The organism is Pseudoalteromonas piscicida (genome assembly GCF_002208135.1).
GTDB lineage: Bacteria > Pseudomonadota > Gammaproteobacteria > Enterobacterales > Alteromonadaceae > Pseudoalteromonas > Pseudoalteromonas piscicida_A.
Genome location: NZ_CP021646.1, coordinates 232,349 through 249,055, shown reverse-complemented (window position 1 = coordinate 249,055; position 16,707 = coordinate 232,349). Strand labels below are relative to the sequence as shown.

General features: G+C 44.8%; 16 protein-coding genes and 2 pseudogenes. 1 reads left to right on the top strand and 17 read right to left on the bottom strand.

The genetic code is table 11. The features are described from left to right. Positions 1 to 154: 154 nt before the first annotated feature. The 16 genes and pseudogenes from B1L02_RS01160 to rpsJ form a co-directional block, all read right to left on the bottom strand. Entirely contained in the window at positions 155 to 3,613 is a 3,459-nt protein-coding gene (locus tag B1L02_RS01160) for a PAS domain-containing hybrid sensor histidine kinase/response regulator (protein ID WP_088529606.1), read from the bottom strand. 97 nt (positions 3,614 to 3,710) lie between these two features. Then, positions 3,711 to 5,663, bottom strand: coding sequence for a HAMP domain-containing methyl-accepting chemotaxis protein (locus tag B1L02_RS01155; RefSeq protein ID WP_088529605.1), 1,953 nt, complete (start codon positions 5,661 to 5,663; stop codon positions 3,711 to 3,713). 250 nt (positions 5,664 to 5,913) lie between these two features. Further along, positions 5,914 to 6,096 (bottom strand): 30S ribosomal protein S17, encoded by a 183-nt coding sequence (gene rpsQ, locus B1L02_RS01150; RefSeq protein ID WP_223192066.1) that lies wholly within the window; start codon positions 6,094 to 6,096, stop codon positions 5,914 to 5,916. An 86-nt stretch (positions 6,097 to 6,182) separates the two neighbouring features. After that, positions 6,183 to 6,373, bottom strand: a pseudogene (locus tag B1L02_RS01145) (small ribosomal subunit protein uS17); the annotation flags it as partial. 23 nt (positions 6,374 to 6,396) lie between these two features. Then, positions 6,397 to 6,582: pseudogene (locus B1L02_RS01140) on the bottom strand (small ribosomal subunit protein uS17); the annotation flags it as partial. An 83-nt stretch (positions 6,583 to 6,665) separates the two neighbouring features. Further along, positions 6,666 to 6,923 (bottom strand): 30S ribosomal protein S17, encoded by a 258-nt coding sequence (rpsQ, locus tag B1L02_RS01135; RefSeq protein WP_010376371.1) that lies wholly within the window; start codon positions 6,921 to 6,923, stop codon positions 6,666 to 6,668. Then, positions 6,923 to 7,114, bottom strand: coding sequence for a 50S ribosomal protein L29 (gene rpmC, locus B1L02_RS01130; protein WP_010376372.1), 192 nt, complete (start codon positions 7,112 to 7,114; stop codon positions 6,923 to 6,925). The genes rpsQ (B1L02_RS01135) and rpmC overlap by 1 nt, the downstream gene beginning before the upstream one ends. Continuing rightward, positions 7,114 to 7,527, bottom strand: coding sequence for a 50S ribosomal protein L16 (gene rplP / locus B1L02_RS01125; protein ID WP_010376373.1), 414 nt, complete (start codon positions 7,525 to 7,527; stop codon positions 7,114 to 7,116). Before rplP ends, rpmC begins: the two co-directional genes overlap by 1 nt. Positions 7,528 to 7,540: 13 nt before the next feature. Further along, entirely contained in the window at positions 7,541 to 8,242 is a 702-nt protein-coding gene (gene rpsC / locus B1L02_RS01120) for a 30S ribosomal protein S3 (RefSeq protein WP_088529603.1), read from the bottom strand. 12 nt (positions 8,243 to 8,254) lie between these two features. Beyond that, complete coding sequence (gene rplV, locus B1L02_RS01115) at positions 8,255 to 8,587, bottom strand: 50S ribosomal protein L22 (RefSeq protein WP_010376375.1); 333 nt, start codon at positions 8,585 to 8,587, stop codon at positions 8,255 to 8,257. A gap of 12 nt (positions 8,588 to 8,599) precedes the next feature. Continuing rightward, positions 8,600 to 8,878 carry a 30S ribosomal protein S19 gene (gene rpsS, locus B1L02_RS01110; protein WP_010376377.1) on the bottom strand — a complete coding sequence of 93 codons (279 nt, stop codon included), beginning with the start codon at positions 8,876 to 8,878 and terminating at the stop codon, positions 8,600 to 8,602. A 16-nt stretch (positions 8,879 to 8,894) separates the two neighbouring features. Then, positions 8,895 to 9,719 (bottom strand): 50S ribosomal protein L2, encoded by an 825-nt coding sequence (rplB, locus tag B1L02_RS01105; protein ID WP_010607737.1) that lies wholly within the window; start codon positions 9,717 to 9,719, stop codon positions 8,895 to 8,897. 17 nt (positions 9,720 to 9,736) lie between these two features. Beyond that, a complete protein-coding gene (gene rplW / locus B1L02_RS01100) occupies positions 9,737 to 10,039 on the bottom strand; it encodes a 50S ribosomal protein L23 (protein ID WP_010376382.1) in 303 nt (100 codons plus the stop codon). Beyond that, positions 10,036 to 10,638, bottom strand: a complete 603-nt coding sequence (gene rplD / locus B1L02_RS01095; RefSeq protein ID WP_088529602.1) for a 50S ribosomal protein L4 — start codon at positions 10,636 to 10,638, stop codon at positions 10,036 to 10,038. Before rplD ends, rplW begins: the two co-directional genes overlap by 4 nt. 17 nt (positions 10,639 to 10,655) lie before the next feature. Beyond that, positions 10,656 to 11,291 carry a 50S ribosomal protein L3 gene (rplC, locus tag B1L02_RS01090; RefSeq protein ID WP_010376387.1) on the bottom strand — a complete coding sequence of 212 codons (636 nt, stop codon included), beginning with the start codon at positions 11,289 to 11,291 and terminating at the stop codon, positions 10,656 to 10,658. Positions 11,292 to 11,318: 27 nt separating this feature from the next. Then, positions 11,319 to 11,630, bottom strand: a complete 312-nt coding sequence (rpsJ, locus tag B1L02_RS01085; RefSeq protein ID WP_010376390.1) for a 30S ribosomal protein S10 — start codon at positions 11,628 to 11,630, stop codon at positions 11,319 to 11,321. A 471-nt stretch (positions 11,631 to 12,101) separates the two neighbouring features. Here rpsJ and plsB point away from each other — a divergent pair, with 471 nt between their 5' ends. Further along, positions 12,102 to 14,528, top strand: coding sequence for a glycerol-3-phosphate 1-O-acyltransferase PlsB (gene plsB / locus B1L02_RS01080; RefSeq protein ID WP_088529601.1), 2,427 nt, complete (start codon positions 12,102 to 12,104; stop codon positions 14,526 to 14,528). Between the two features lie 56 nt (positions 14,529 to 14,584). On the opposite strand, the gene B1L02_RS01075 is transcribed toward plsB, so the two are convergent. Continuing rightward, on the bottom strand, positions 14,585 to 16,678 hold the full coding sequence (locus tag B1L02_RS01075) for a TRAP transporter permease (RefSeq protein WP_088529600.1): 2,094 nt from the start codon (positions 16,676 to 16,678) through the stop codon (positions 14,585 to 14,587). Positions 16,679 to 16,707 lie beyond the last annotated feature (29 nt).

The window sequence follows — 16,707 nt, the reverse complement described above, 5'->3', positions numbered from 1 at the left end:
CTAACTGCGTTGAATTCACTTCCAATAGCCAGCTATTGGTGCGTAAATTCGCCTTGCTTTCCCTAAAACTCTCTGGCTAGACAAGGAAAAAACCAAGTTGTGCTTTAGAAACAATGAGTTGGAACATTCCTTATCCAAACCTCAGGTTAACTAACTAGATCAATCGCTTAATCATGCGCTTTAGAGCTGGCGTCTTAAGCGGCTTATAGAGTAATGGGATCCCAGCATCACTCACTCGCTCACGGATGGTCTCGTCGTGGTTAGCCGTGTTGATAATGATTGGCATATCATCAAGCTTAAGCGCTGCTATCACCTCAAGCCCAGTGACACCATGATCAAGCTGATAATCCGCAATCAGCATATCTGCCCGACTCATTGCTTGCAGCGCGCTAAGTTCCGCTTTATCTCGCGCCACAGCCACTCGGCACCCCCAACTCAGTAATACTTGAGATAGTGCATTGAGTGCGTTGGCATCATTATCTAGCAACCAAATGGATAAACCCGATAATTGCGTATCACCGCTGGGTTTGTCAGCGGCTACTTCGGTCTTTTTATCCATCTGTGTGCCATAACTTGGCAATGTTAAGGTAAATTGCGTGCCTTTATTAAGTTGCGAGCCAAGGGTGATGGGAATTTCCAACACTTCGCATATCCGTTTACTGATCGCAAGCCCGAGTCCTAACCCCTGTGCCAGTTCTTTACTGTGGAGCTGTTTGAACTCTTGAAATATGGCGTCCTGATCTTGCTTTGCAATGCCCACTCCAGTGTCTTCAACAATGATGGAAACACTCTCACCCTGACTCTCAGCGATTAACCTTACCGTACCAGACTCGGTGTAACGGATAGCGTTACTCAGTAAGTTTCCCAATACCCTTTTCAGGAGTGCTTTATCGGTGTAGAGCATGACATCACAAACCCGTACAGCAAACGCTAATCCTTTGTCTTTTGCTATCGCCCCATATTCATTTTCCAATGGTTCCAACAGTGACGACAACGCAAAGCGCGAGCAGTTAACCTTAAACGCGCCAGCCTCTAACTTTGTTAGCTCAAGAATACTCGACAACAGCTCCTCAGCACTTGCCAATGAGCTTTTGATACTTTGCGAAAGCTCAGCTAAGTCGGTCCCTTGGGCCTTTTCACTCATCAATGAGCAAAACAGGCTCGCTGCGTTGAATGGCTGTAACAGATCATGACTCGCTGCGGCAAAAAAACGGGTCTTACTCTCCGTTGCATGCTCCGCTTGGCGTTTCGCAGAAGATAAAGCACGGTTGGCGTCTATCAACTCTTTGGTCCTTGCCGCGACCGTTTCTTCTAGGTTTACATTAACTTGCTCTAGTAAGGATTGTTGTTTTACAAACTCGGTGATATCCGTATAGGTCGTTACAAATCCACCACCTGGCAATGGGTTACCTTGCATTTCAAACACTCGGCCATCATGGTGCTCTCGGCGGTAGCGATACGCATTGCCTCGTCGTAAATGTGATAGACGCTTCTCTACTTGCTGCTCGACATCAGCATCACCAAATAGTCCGCGCTGCGCATTGTAACGAATAAGCTCAGCCACAGGACGCCCGATAAACAGCGCATTGTCTGGATAATTAAACATTTCTGCATAGCGCTGGTTCCAAGCGACCAATTGCAGTTGACTATCCACTACACTTATCCCCTGACTGACGTTTTCTATCGTCGACTGCAGCAAATCTCGATTAAAACGTAGCACCTGTGACGCTTCATCGACAAAGTCAGCAACTTGCTCTAAAGGTTGGCGTTTTTCATCTTTAGCAACATCCAAAATCAGTTTCGCAGATGCCCCACCAACGAGCGTCGACATTTCCCGCTCGATCATATTTTCCACTTGCAATGGCGCTGGCTGCTTCCAGTTTGCAGGCTCTTTAGGAAAGTGAAGCTCGACAAGCTGCTGCGCTCGCGCTTGTTCGCTAAAGCGCTGCAGTAATGTTGCTAAGTCTTGGTAACTCAATACCGTGTTAGTGGACTGTGCAGATTTGGATGGCATTACAAACTTGTTGCTTTGTAGCCGCTCAGCAAGACGTGCAGATGAAATAAACGGCACCAGCAAATAAACCAACAAATTTGCACTTAAAGAGATCAACACGGACTGGCTCGTACTGTCTAACCCCAGACCCAAAAAGTCTAAAGGCGCTAACCATGTGATATTCATAGGCCCCGCGCTCAACCATTGAATTTCGAAGTTAAAGCCACTAATGAGGCTCGGTAACAACAGCGTGTAAAACCAAATTGCAAAACCTGTCACAATCCCCAATTGCGCACCTAAGCATGAAGCCCCACGCCACCACAAACCAACCACCATAGCGGGCGCAAACTGCGCAACCAAGGCAAATGACATGAGCCCCATATTGGCTAGCGTGTTGCCCTCAGCCAGCACGCGATGACTGGCGTAACTCAATAATAAAATACCAACAATGACCACCCGTCGAGCATTGAGCAGATTAAACTTAGATAAGCCCCGATGGCTCGAATTTAACTGCGAGCGGCGCAGCAAAAATTGATTGATAAAGTCATTGGTGATCATAATAGATAGCACGATGGCTGAGACTATCACCATGCTCGTCGCTGCAGAGAATCCCCCTAGAAAGGCTATCAACGCAACTAAAGGCGCGTCGGACCCCAGCGGTAAGGCAAGCACAAACGTATCGTAGCCAACATCTTGGCCATTAAAATACACCAGCCCGGCGTAGGCGATTGGCAAAATAAATAAATTAATCAGCAACAAATAAACGGGAAACAACCAGCGTGCGGTCTTAAATTGGTTTTGTTCATCATATTCAATAAAAGAGGTATGAAACTGCCTCGGTAAACAAAGCGTTGCCAATACCCCTAAAAGAACATGGACTAAATAAACATAGGTTGGGCTAGCGGTTGCCTCTATTTGTTTGGTAATTCCCTGCTGCTCCGCCTGGTTAAATAAGTGAGTGGGCGATTCAAAGAGCACAAAACAGACATAAACACCAACGGCAATAAACGCCAGCAACTTAATTAATGACTCAAAGGCGATTGCAGTCATCAACCCTGGGTTATGCTCACTCGGCCTCAGCCTACGCGTGCCAAACAAAATGGCAAATAGGGCTAACAGCAAGGTGATATAAAAAGTACTATCCTGCCAAAACGCGACACTCACCTGCTGGGTGTCGCTTGTTAGCATACCGATACTGGCGCTGGTGGCGTTAAGCTGAAGGGCAATATAGGGCACAACCGCAATGACAGAGATCAGAGAAATGAGTCCAGACAGACTAGAAGAGTTACCGTAACGAGTGGCAATAAAGTCCGCCATGGAAGTAAGTTGCTGCTGGCGGCATATTTCAGCAATGCGTGTGTAGACTTGCCACCCAAATATGAACAGTAAAATCGTGCCAACATAAGTTGGTGCAAGCCACCAACCATTATTTGCAGCTTGCGCGGTAGTACCAAAAAACGCCCAAGAGGTGCAATACACCCCAAGTGACAAGGCATAGGTGACTTGCTTGGCACGATAAGACCTAAATTTAGTACTTGCCCTATCTGCGCCCCATGCAATGGTAAATAAAAGCGCTAAATACAGCAGCGCAATAAGACTGATCAGCCCGATAGAAAACATAACTGTGATGATTTTTTATTGTTTGCTCTAGCATAACGGCTGTACTGTAAAAAGACAGCACACTTTAGTGTTACACCCTAGCGCTTAGTATCACCACTTATAATCTAAAACTGCTCACCGATTTATCCAGTGCACGGGATAAAGACAGCAGCGACAATGCTTCATCTGACGCGCGCTCGGCTCCGGTTGCTGTCTCTTGCGCGGTTTCGCTGATTTCTGTAACACTTTGCGAAAGTTGCTGTGTAACCGTGTTTTGCTCCTCAGAAGCACTGGCTATTTGCAGATTCATATCTTTAATCGTACTCACAGATGAAGAAATCGCTTGTAACACTTCATCCGTTTTTGCCGACTTGTCCGCTGTATCTTTAGCATCTTTCACGTTCTCTCGCATCATGCCAACGGAGCGCTTCGCCTCATTTTGCAACTTAGAGATCATCTCTTGAATTTCGTCCGTGCTCTTTTGAGTGCGACTCGCAAGGCTTCTCACCTCGTCGGCCACTACGGCAAAGCCTCTTCCTTGTTCGCCAGCTCTTGCAGCTTCAATTGCTGCGTTGAGCGCTAACAGATTAGTTTGCTCCGCTATACCCCTGATGACATCCAAAATAGAACCTACCGACTCTGTTTCTTGTTCAAGATTCTCAATGGTTTGGCTAACATTTTCTATTTTACCCACTAGGCCCTCCATTGCTTGCTGTGTTTCAACAACAACTTGAACACCTGAATTAGATTGAGAATCCGCATCGGTTGCGGCATCCGCTGCGAGTTGAGCACTTTGGGTTATCTCAGCAATCGTGGCAGCCATTTCATTCATCGAAACTGCGCTATGACTGAGTTGCTCCATTTGGTTGTCCGCCCCTTGTTTGGACTGGGCGGTGATAGCACTAAGCGTTTCCGACGAGGAAGATAGTGCATTTGTAGAGCTTTGAATTTCTGCAATGATGGCTTTTAGTTTGTCAGCCATATTACGCATTGCCAAATAAATGCCGCTGACCGATTCCCCCCTGTCAAATTGAATAGTAAGGTCGCCACTGGCAATCCTTGATGCCACTTCTGCGATTTCTTTTGGCTCCCCACCAATTGGAATTTTAATTAAACGAGTGATATACCAACTCAGAAAGCAGCCTAAAAAGATCACCGCAAGTGCAACAACAATAATTGTATTCACGGTGTTTTCACTTTGCGCTTGAGCAACTGGCCCCAATTCGTCTTGCTTCTCTTTTATTGATTCTTTAATACGTGCTAAATAATCCGCAATACTTTGACCATTTTTGTTAAGTGATTCGGCTATTAATTGATTTCTTTCAGTGATAATTCGCTGGACCTCGGTTACCCCCTGAGAGTAACGATCCCCAAGTGACTCAGTATCTGCTAGTAGTTGCTTGGCTGTGTCGTCAGTAAACTCCGACTTAGATTGATTTAGTAAGTCCTTTTCCTGCTTAAGTTCTTTCATTGCTCTTTCATAGTCTTCTGGCAGGTTACTCACTAGGAACTTATTCACAAATAATCGCCCTAGTAACAACTTTTCCTGCATATGAGCAGCAAGATTTAATCCTTGAAAGTCACTGCGTTCGACACTTAACTCCATTAACTGAGTGACATTTTTTCGCATTTGAGGACCTATTTGATCCAGTGTACCATTGACTACTGTATCCCTGCGGCGGTAAAGCGTTAGGATCTGTTTAAAGGTTGCTTCATATTCGGTTAAAGCCTCCTCACTTTTCTCTACTTGCGCTATCAATTCTTGTGTGGTTAGAAGCTTCCTAGCTTCTAGGAAGTCTTTATGTAATTGCTCAGTCTTTTGTTCAAATTGACGTACATCTTCTTGAGACTGCTGTTTGAGAAAATGTAAGACATTCACTCTAGTAGACAATAAGTTTGCTTCCAAACGACTTGCAAGATTACTTGCCCGAGCTAAGCTCCGGTATTCTACAAAATTACTAAAACCACCGCTTAACCCAATGTAAGCCACACCTGACAGCATGATCATTAGAGCAATCATAATTCCAAATGAAACCGATAGTTGCTGACCTAACTTTAATTTTTTAAGCATATAACAACCCTAAACATTGTATAAACGGATAGCTTAGTAACAACTGCGGAAAGTTATTGAGCAAGTGCTACTTGTATTGAATACAATAATCATTGACGTGAATCGTCATTTAGTAAAGGTATGTACCGATTAAAAAGCAACTCAAGAGATGTAGGTATATCGCTCTCATCGTGTGCGTGCAACTTAGTTGTACGCTTGATGCTTTCGTAGACCGATTGGTTAACCTGAAGCTCGATGCTGCTTCTTTGCTCTAATCCAGAAACGCAAAAGTCCAAGATTTTTTCTTAGAAATTGGCGCACATTCGCGAATAGTCACGACGTCACCTGTGAGTAGCTGTGTTGTTTTCATCGTGTGCGTGCAACTTAGTTGTACGCTTGATGCTTTCTTTCTATAAAGAGTACCGTAGATCGGGTGTTTAACCTGACGCTCGATGCTGCTTCTTTGCTCTAATCCAGAAATGCAAAAGCCCCAGCAGATGCTGGGGCTTTATAAAAGTCTAATTTAGTTAAAAACTAAAATTAAGCTTTCTTAGGACGTTCAATCACGTCAACTAGCGTCCAAGATTTTTTCTTAGAAATTGGCGCACATTCGCGAATAGTCACGACGTCACCTGCTAGTGCTGTGTTGTTTTCATCGTGTGCGTGCAACTTAGTTGTACGCTTGATGCTTTCTTTCTATAAAGAGTACCGTAGATCGGGTGGTTAACCTGAAGCTCGATGCTGCTTCTTTGCTCTAATCCAGAAACGCAAAAGTCCAAGATTTTTTCTTAGAAATTGGCGCACATTCGCGAATAGTCACGACGTCACCTGTGAGTAGCTGTGTTGTTTTCATCGTGTGCGTGCAACTTAGTTGTACGCTTGATGCTTTCTTTCTATAAAGAGTACCGTAGATCGGGTGTTTAACCTGACGCTCGATGCTGCTTCTTTGCTCTAATCCAGAAATGCAAAAGCCCCAGCAGATGCTGGGGCTTTATAAAAGTCTAATTTAGTTAAAAACTAAAATTAAGCTTTCTTAGGACGTTCAATCACGTCAACTAGCGTCCAAGATTTTTTCTTAGAAATTGGCGCACATTCGCGAATAGTCACGACGTCACCTGCTAGTGCTGTGTTGTTTTCATCGTGTGCGTGCAACTTAGTTGTACGCTTGATGAACTTACCGTAGATCGGGTGTTTAACCTGACGCTCGATAGCAACAACGATTGACTTGTCCATTTTGTCGCTAACTACACGACCTTGTACAGTACGGATCTTATCGCTCATTATGCACCTGCCTTCTGGTTGATAACCGTTTTCACACGCGCAATATTGCGACGTACTTTCTTAAGCTCGTGAGTTTGAGCTAGCTGACCAGTGCTCGCTTGCATGCGCAGGTTGAACTGCTCACGAAGAAGCTCTAGAAGTTCAGCATTTAGCTCTTCTACGCTTTTGTCTTTAAGTTCGCTAGCTTTCATTACATTACCGTCCGAGTTACAAATGTTGTTTTGAAAGGTAATTTACGAGCAGCTAGGTCGAATGCTTCGCGAGCAAGCTCTTCTGAAACACCTTCCATCTCGTAAAGTACTTTACCAGGCTGAATTTCAGCAACCCAGTATTCAACAGAACCTTTACCTTTACCCATACGAACTTCAAGCGGTTTCTCTGTAATTGGCTTATCTGGGAATACACGGATCCAGATTTTACCTTGACGCTTGACGTGACGTGTCATAGCACGACGAGCTGCTTCGATTTGACGAGCAGTCATACGGCCACGGCCAGTCGCTTTCAAGCCGAAAGAACCGAAGCTAACTTTGTTACCGCTGGTAGCCAGACCACGGTTGCGGCCTTTGTGTACCTTACGGAATTTTGTACGTTTTGGCTGTAACATTAGTCGCTACCTCTTACTTAGCACTTTTTTTAGCTTTCTTCGGCGCACGTTTAGCTGGCTTCTCTTGCTCTTGAACTAGTGGAAGACCACCAATTACTTCGCCTTTGAAGATCCAAACCTTAACACCGATGATACCGTAAGTGGTCAAAGCTTCTGAAGTTGCGTAGTCGATATCAGCACGTAGAGTGTGTAGAGGTACACGACCTTCACGGTACCACTCAGAACGTGCGATTTCAGCACCGCCTAGACGGCCGCTTACTTCAACTTTGATACCCTTAGCACCTAGACGCATTGCGTTTTGTACTGCGCGCTTCATAGCACGACGGAACATAACACGACGCTCTAGCTGAGAAGAGATACCGTCAGCAACTAACTGTGCATCTAGCTCTGGCTTACGTACTTCTGCGATGTTGATTTGCGCAGGTACACCAGCAAGCTTAGTTACAGCTTGGCGAAGCTTTTCAACATCTTCACCTTTTTTACCGATAACAACACCAGGACGAGCTGTGTGAATTGTTACACGGATTGATTTAGCTGGACGCTCGATAACGATTTTAGACACAGAAGCCGCTTTTAATTCCTTAGTAAGGAATGTACGTACTTTGTGATCGCCAAAAAGCTGTTCAGAGAAATCTTTTGTATTCGCGTACCAAGTAGATACCCAAGGCTTTGAGATACCTAGGCGAATACCAGTAGGATGAACTTTTTGTCCCATTACTTATATCTCCTAGCTATCCGAAACCACAACAGTGATGTGGCTTGTACGCTTAAGGATGCGGTCTGCGCGTCCTTTAGCACGTGGCATAATACGTTTCATTGTAGGACCTTCGTCTACAAATACTTTAGCCACTTTAAGCTCATCAATGTCAGCACCTTCGTTGTGCTCCGCGTTCGCGATAGCAGACTCAAGTACTTTCTTTACTAATACAGCCGCTTTCTTTGGGCTGTACGCCAGGATTTCTAGCGCGCGATCAACCGGAAGTCCACGGATTTGATCTGCAACTAGACGTGCTTTCTGCGCCGAACCAGAGGCGAATTTGTGTTTAGCTAATGCTTCCATCATACCCTCCGATTAACGCTTCTTAGCTTTCTTATCCGCAGCATGACCGCGGTAAGTACGTGTAGGTGCAAATTCACCCAGTTTGTGACCGATCATTTCGTCTGTGATGAACACAGGAACGTGCTGACGACCATTATGGACAGCGATGGTCAATCCGATCATGTTAGGTATGATCATTGAACGACGGCTCCAAGTTTTAATTGGCTTCTTGTCACCGCTTTCCAACGCTTTCTCTACCTTCTTCAGCAAGTGTAGGTCAATAAATGGACCTTTCTTGAGAGAACGTGGCATGGCAATTCCTCAACTATTATTTAGTACGACGACGTACGATAAACTTATCAGTACGCTTGTTCTTACGAGTCTTGTAACCTTTAGTAGGTACGCCCCATGGAGATACAGGGTGACGACCACCAGAAGTACGACCTTCACCACCACCGTGTGGGTGGTCAATCGGGTTCATGGCAACACCACGAACTGTAGGACGGATACCACGCCAACGATTTGCACCAGCTTTACCTAGTGAACGTAGCATGTGTTCTGCGTTACCTACTTCGCCAAGAGTCGCACGACAATCAGACTCAACCTTACGAACTTCGCCAGAGCGAAGACGTAGTGTTACGTATTGACCTTCACGAGCAAGGATCTGTACGTAAGCACCAGCAGAACGTGCAATTTGTGCACCCTTGCCAGGTTTAAGTTCAACGTTGTGTACAGTAGAACCTACAGGGATATTACGCATAGGTAGTGTGTTACCAACCTTGATTGGTGCATCAACACCAGATTGGATTGCATCACCTGCTTTAAGACCCTTAGGTGCAATAATGTAACGACGCTCACCGTCTGCATATAATACAAGAGCGATGTTTGCGCTACGGTTTGGATCGTACTCTAGACGCTCAACTTTAGCTGGAATGCCATCTTTTGTGCGTGTAAAGTCGATTACACGGTAGTGTTGCTTATGACCACCACCGATGTGACGAACCGTGATACGACCGTTGTTGTTACGACCACCTGATTTAGAGTTTTTCTCTAATAGCGGAGCGTAAGGCTTACCCTTGTGTAGATCAGGGTTAACCACTTTAACGACGTGACGACGACCCGCAGAAGTTGGTTTACACTTTTGAAGTGCCATAATTCTAACTCCCCTTATTACTCGGCGCCGCCGACAAAGTCTAGCTCGCTACCTTCTTTAAGAGTAACGTATGCTTTTTTCCAATCGCTACGACGGCCAAAACGCATACCAGTACGCTTTGTCTTACCCTTAACATTTAGAGTGCGAACACCAGTTACTTCTACTTCGAAAAGCTTTTCTACAGCTGCTTTAACTTCAGCTTTAGTTGCATCTTTAGCTACTTTGAAAACGATAGTGTTGTTTTCTTCAGCAGATACAGTGCTCTTCTCAGAGATGTGTGGAGCAAGGATTACTTTTAAAAGACGTTCTTCACGGATCATGCTAGCGCCTCCTCAAGTTGCTTAACAGCAGCAGCAGTAATCAGAACCTTATCGAAAGCGATTAGGCTTACTGGGTCGATGCCAGCTACGTCACGCGTGTCAACCTTGTACAGGTTACGTGCAGAAAGGAATAGATTCTCATCTACTTCTTCAGTCACGATTAGTACGTCTTTAAGCTCAAGTTCTTTAAGCTTAGCTACTAGTTCTTTAGTCTTTGGTGCTTCTAGACCAAAGTTTTCAACAACTACTAGACGATCTTGACGAACAAGCTCAGAAAGAATGCTCTTGATCGCACCGCGATACATTTTACGGTTAACTTTTTGGCTGTGATCTTGCGGCTTAGCTGCAAAGCTCACACCACCGCTGCGCCAGATTGGGCTGCGGATTGTACCGGCACGTGCACGGCCAGTACCTTTTTGGCGGAATGGTTTCTTACCACCACCGCGTACTTCAGAACGTGTCAGTTGAGCTTTAGTACCTTGACGAGCACCTGCTGCATAAGCAACAACTACTTGGTGTACTAATGCTTCGTTAAACTCACGCCCAAAAGTAGCTTCGGAAACTTCAAGCGCGCCAGCGCCTTTAATTGCTAATTCCATCACTAAATCTCCAGGACTTATGCTTTAACAGCTGGTTTAACGATAACGTCACCGCCGATAGCGCCAGGTACTGCACCTTTAACTAAAAGCAAGTTACGCTCTGCGTCAACACGTACTAGTTCAAGGTTCTGTGTCGTTGAACGAACATTACCCATTTGACCGGCCATTTTCTTACCTTTGAAAACTTTACCAGGAGACTGGTTTTGACCGATTGAACCAGGAGCACGGTGAGATAGAGAGTTACCGTGAGTTGCGTCTTGCATGCTGAAGTTCCAGCGCTTAACACCACCTTGGAAACCTTTACCTTTTGAAGTACCAGTAACGTCTACTTTTTTCACTTCAGTGAAAAGTTCAACAGTTAGCTCTGAACCTACTTCAAATTCACCTTCACCGCCGTTAAGACGGAATTCCCACAGGCCGCGACCCGCTTCAACGCCAGCTTTAGCGAAGTGACCCGCTGCTGGTTTGTTTACACGGCTTGCTTTTTTCTCGCCTGCAGTAACTTGAAGCGCGTTATAACCGTCAGTTGCGTCAGATTTGATCTGCGTAACACGGTTAGGAGTCGCTTCGATAACTGTCACAGGGATAGATACACCATCTTCAGTGAAGATACGTGTCATACCCACTTTACGACCGACTAGACCTAATGCCATTTTCCTAAAACCTCTCTAATCTTCCGATTAACCCAGGCTGATTTGAACATCAACACCAGCAGCAAGGTCTAGGCGCATTAGTGCGTCTACAGTCTTGTCAGTTGGTTCTACGATGTCGATCAGACGTTTGTGGGTGCGGATTTCATACTGATCACGCGCGTCTTTGTTTACGTGCGGAGAGATCAATACTGTGAAACGTTCTTTGCGCGTAGGTAGTGGGATTGGACCACGAACCTGAGCACCAGTGCGCTTCGCTGTTTCCACGATTTCCGCCGTTGATTGGTCAATCAAACGGTGGTCAAAAGCTTTTAGGCGAATACGAATGCGTTGATTTGACATTCTTAAACCTCAAAATAAAAAGAGCATTTAAAAAGAGCATAAAAAAACGACCGAGACTAACTCAATAATTCCTGAGAAGTCGGTTGTTAATTTATTTCTACCGTTGAACTCACAATTGGAGTTCCTGTTCATAGGGCCTGAAATCCAGACCTTTCATTTACTTTCTAAGACGCTATGGTCAAGAAAGTCTGCATATTATAGTGATATTGGTGATAAATGCAACAACTAATAGAAAGTAATTTTATCGCTAGGCTCCATAGGCTCTGTCACGTAGATACAGTGCTTTGAACATACACAATATTTCACTCACAAAAAGCACATAGAACAAAATTCACTCTACTCAAGCATTCGCTTCTGTTAGTCTTCTATAAAGAAATATTGCGACAAGAAAACATGGATGACGCCTTTGTAAATGGTCAGTCCAGTTAAATCTTGGTATTCTATGGCTAATGATAATTGTTCGGTATTCCCATGCAGATTTTTTCTTATTTGCTTACAACCATCGCCCGCTGTAGCAACTGGCTTTTTGTTAAAAGTAAAGTATTGCCAGAGCATCCCATTGAGGATTACGAGCTAGATCCCAGCATTCCTACATTTTATGTAGCGAGACTCGACTCGGTATCAGACATGGTCGCGCTAGACGTTATGTGTAAAAAGCTTGGTTTACCAAGACCGTCTCAAAAACAGCAAATTGCTAATAAAGAGCTCAATCGTTTTGTTGGGATCCAGACTCCACCTAGTGTCTTTGGTAATATTCATAAACCGAGTGATGCGCTAGAACATAGTAAAGCGATTTTTGAAGCCTTAAAAGATGACGACAATACCGACGCGCAAGTTATTCCGGTCACCATATTATGGGGCCGTAATCCAGGTAAAGAAAAGCCTGGCGTGGGAACCTTATTATCCAACTCATTAACACCGAGCTGGCTACGCAAATGCTTTGTGGTCTTGTTTTCAGGCCGGGATAACTTCGTTCGATTTTCCCGCCCGATTGAACTTAATCAATTGCTAAACGATAAAGCAGACGTTGAGGAACTGCCACATAAGCTGCTGCGCGTTGCACGCGTGCATTTCCGCCGTCAAAAGTTAGCTGCCACCGGTCCAAAACTGCCATCGCGTGAACAGCTATTCAATTCTATCTTAGCGTCACAAAGTATTAAAAAGGCCATTGCTGACGAAGCAAAGGCAAAAGGTCTAAGTCAGGAAGAAGCAAGGTTGCAAGCACTTAGGTTATTAGACGAAATAGCCGCGAACTATTCAGACGCGATGGTGCGCGTAGCTGACAGGGCACTCACTTGGCTGTGGAACAAGCTTTATAATGGTATCGAAGTTAATAACTCAGACAAAGTACAAGCACTCGCGGACAAAGGGCATGAGATCATTTACGTACCCTGTCACCGTAGCCATATGGATTACTTGCTACTTACTTATGTGATTTACCATCAGGGTTTAGTACCACCGCATATCGCAGCTGGCGTTAATCTCAACTTTTTCCCTGCGGGCCCGATTTTCCGTCGTAGTGGCGCCTTCTTTATTCGCCGCTCTTTTTCGGGTAACAAACTCTATTCCGCGGTATTCAAGGAATATTTAAGTCAGTTATTTATCAAAGGGTATGCCGTTAAGTTTTATACCGAAGGCGGCCGCAGTCGTACCGGTCGACTACTACCACCAAAAACGGGTATGTTGGCAATGACACTGCAATCTATGTTGCGTGGTATTGATAGACCTATATCATTAGTGCCCGTTTATCTCGGCTACGAACATGTTATGGAGATCAACACTTACCTCAAAGAGCTGGCTGGCAACAGTAAGAAAAATGAGTCTATCTTTGGTATTTTTAAGGCGATTAAGAATCTTAAAAACTATGGTAGAGGGTATTTAAATTTCGGCGATCCGATATCAGTCAACCAATTTTTAAATGAGCATCAGCCAGATTGGCGTGGTTCTATCCACCCCACCGAAACTCAGAAGCCTGCTTGGCTGAACAAGCAAGTTGCCGACCTCGCTGACGTCATCATGACTGAGATAAATAACTCAGCAGCACTGAACTCAGTTAATTTGCTTGCGACAATTTTGCTTAGCAACGAGCAGTATGCATTGCCTAAATCACAACTGCTACAGCAGCTTGATTTGTATCTTGGACTACACAGAAATGCACCTTACCACGACAATGCGACGGTGCCAGATTCGAGCTCTGAGGGCTTACTCGATCATGCGCTTAAGCTCGATAAGTTCGATATTATTGAAGACAGTTTCGGCAGCATCATTAGTGTTAAGGAAAAAGAACGCGCTCTGCTTAATTATTACCGTAACAATATTCTGCACCTGTTTGCCGTACCAAGCTTAATCGCTCAGCAGCTCTTCAACCGCTACAGCTTGACCGTTGATGAGTGCCGCAAAGAGGTAGCGCTTTTGTATCCCTTGTTTGCAAAAGAGTGGTTCTTAACAGACCTTAAGACAGGATATATAGAGTCTATTTTTGAATACTTTGCGGCTAAGGATCTGATCACCTTTGATGGTCACCTAGCCTCGGTTAACAAAGATGGTAGCGCGTTGGCACAATTAGAAATGCTAGGTAAAGTGATCCACTTAACGCTTGAGCGCTATGCAATCACGATTAACCTCGTTAAGCGTCATCAAGGATTAAGTCGTAGCGAGCTTGAAAAAGAAAGTGCACTTCTTGCCGACCGACTAGGAACTTTACACGGTATCAAAAGCCCAGAGTTTTTTGACAAAAAAGTGCTTAGTGCGTTTGTCACTAGCCTAAAAGAGCAAGGCTTCATAGAACAAGATGAAGCCGCAGGTATTCGCGGTACAGAATCACTACATACTTTAGAGCTGTACTTAAAAGCCCTGCTACCTGCACGAATACATCAGTCTATTCAGCATATCGTTTAATATCATAAGGCCCCCTGTTTTAGGGGCCTACTTTATGGAGCACAGCAAAGCTTAAGTTAACACTCTCTAGCTGTACGATTATCTATTACTTGCTTTATAACGATCGTAACCACACATAGTGCAGCCACTATATCTACAGAGATTACTTGGTGCGGCCAAACTAAAGCAACACCTAAAAACGTTAACATCATTCTGATTGGCTTATTGAGCTTCGCCTCTGCATATCCATATATCGCCGCAACCAAAGCATACATCCCCACAAGCGCGGTGAAAAAAACTTGCATGATCTCAAAGTTACTCCCTCCAATAAACGGCGTATAAGCAAACAGTAAGGGAACGATGTATAGTGCTTTGGCCGTTTTCCATGCTTCTATTCCTGTTGCCACCGGCGGCGTTTTGGCTATTCCCGCGGCGGTAAAAGCGACCAAGCATACCGGCGGTGTCACATTGCTATCTTGCGATAACCAAAAAATAATCATATGAGCAGAAAGTAGCATCATGGCCAAATGCGTGGTATCAAATTGGCTACTGCGAATAATATCAATAGCCTCTGGTGGCAAGCTTGCCAAAATGGTAAACACTTGAGTCTCGGTAATATTTGGCTGGTTGTATATCTCTCCAAGTGCTGGTGTCATCATACTCATCATCATCGTCGCAGTTTCATTAAGTTGACCATTTACTATGCTTTCTACCAGTGCTGACTGGCTTATCAAACCATATAAAGCCGGTGCAGAAAGCGTTGCCAATACAATATACGATGCCGTCACCGGTAGTCCCATACCGATAATTAACGAGGCCAATGCAATCAATACCAACAACAGTATCAAGCTTGCTCCCGCCCATTCATTTATCATTAGAGAAAAAGTAACGCCTAAGGAACTGATTGAAATACAATTCACCAGCATGCCAATGGCAACCAATAATATTGCTGTCTTAGCGCTGTTTTCAGTTGCAGTTGCAAGCGCAGCCAAAATCTTTGACCACCTCATCGGCGCAGGTGAAAACAAAGAAAACAGGCACACACTGAGGGTCGCAATGCTGACTGCATAAGTTGGCGTAAAGCCATAAATCATCAATGCTACGAGCAACACGATAGGTAATAAATGATGCCAACCGGATTTCAGCTCCTGCCAAGCACTTAATTGCTCTGACTCCAATGCTGGCTGGATATTCAAACGCATAGCTTGAATACGTACAAAGATAGCAATAGATGCGAAATAAAGCAGAGCGGGAACAAAGGCTGCTGCAATTATCGTAAGATATGGAATTTGAGTATAGGAGGCCATCACAAATACACCAGCCCCCATAATCGGCGGGATCAGCTGACCTCCAGTCGATGCTCCGGCTTCAACTGCTGCCGCAAACTTTGCAGGAAACCCAGCATTCTTCATTAATGGAATGGTGATCACCCCAGTCGCTGCTGTATTCGCGATAGCAGAGCCCGATACGGAGCCCATCATACCCGAGCTCACGACAGCAACAAGTCCTTGCCCACCAACCATGCGACCAACAAGCGCATTGGCAAAGCGAATGATAAAATCCCCAGTCCCTGCTTGGACTAGAAATGCGCCAAACAAGATAAACAAAAAGACAAACGTCCAAGAAATTTTAGCAATAGGTCCAAACAAGCCGTCATCAAAGTAATTGCGAAACAAAATAGTTTCAGCGCTTAAACCAGCAAAATGAAACACACCATCAATATACTGTCCCAAAAACAGCACATAACTCATCGCCAGTAGGATCATCATCGGGATAAACCAGCCCATACAGCGCCGGACCAACTCAAGCGCGAGGAGTACAGCAGTGGAAGATGCAATCCAATCAGCTGTAGCAAATTCGTAGTTACGCGCTGCCAACGCATCGCTGTACAGAACAAGATAGCCGCAGCTCACAATTAAACCGATAAACAGCCCGATATCAATAACGCTAGAAAGCACTGCTAATTTGCCAACTCTAAGCGGCAAGGTGAGCAAGATAATGCTACCAAATAGCATGAAATGAATGGCTGAAATATAATTATCCGGCCACGTGGCGACCAAGTTAAAATAGAGGTGCAACAGACTCGTGAGTATCGCTAAATAAAAAGCGATCCGCTCACGAGCTGCTGTTGGTGCTGCTAATGTGCTTTGCTCATTGCTACTATTACTCATTGATAGATACTATCCCGTTTTACTTAGTT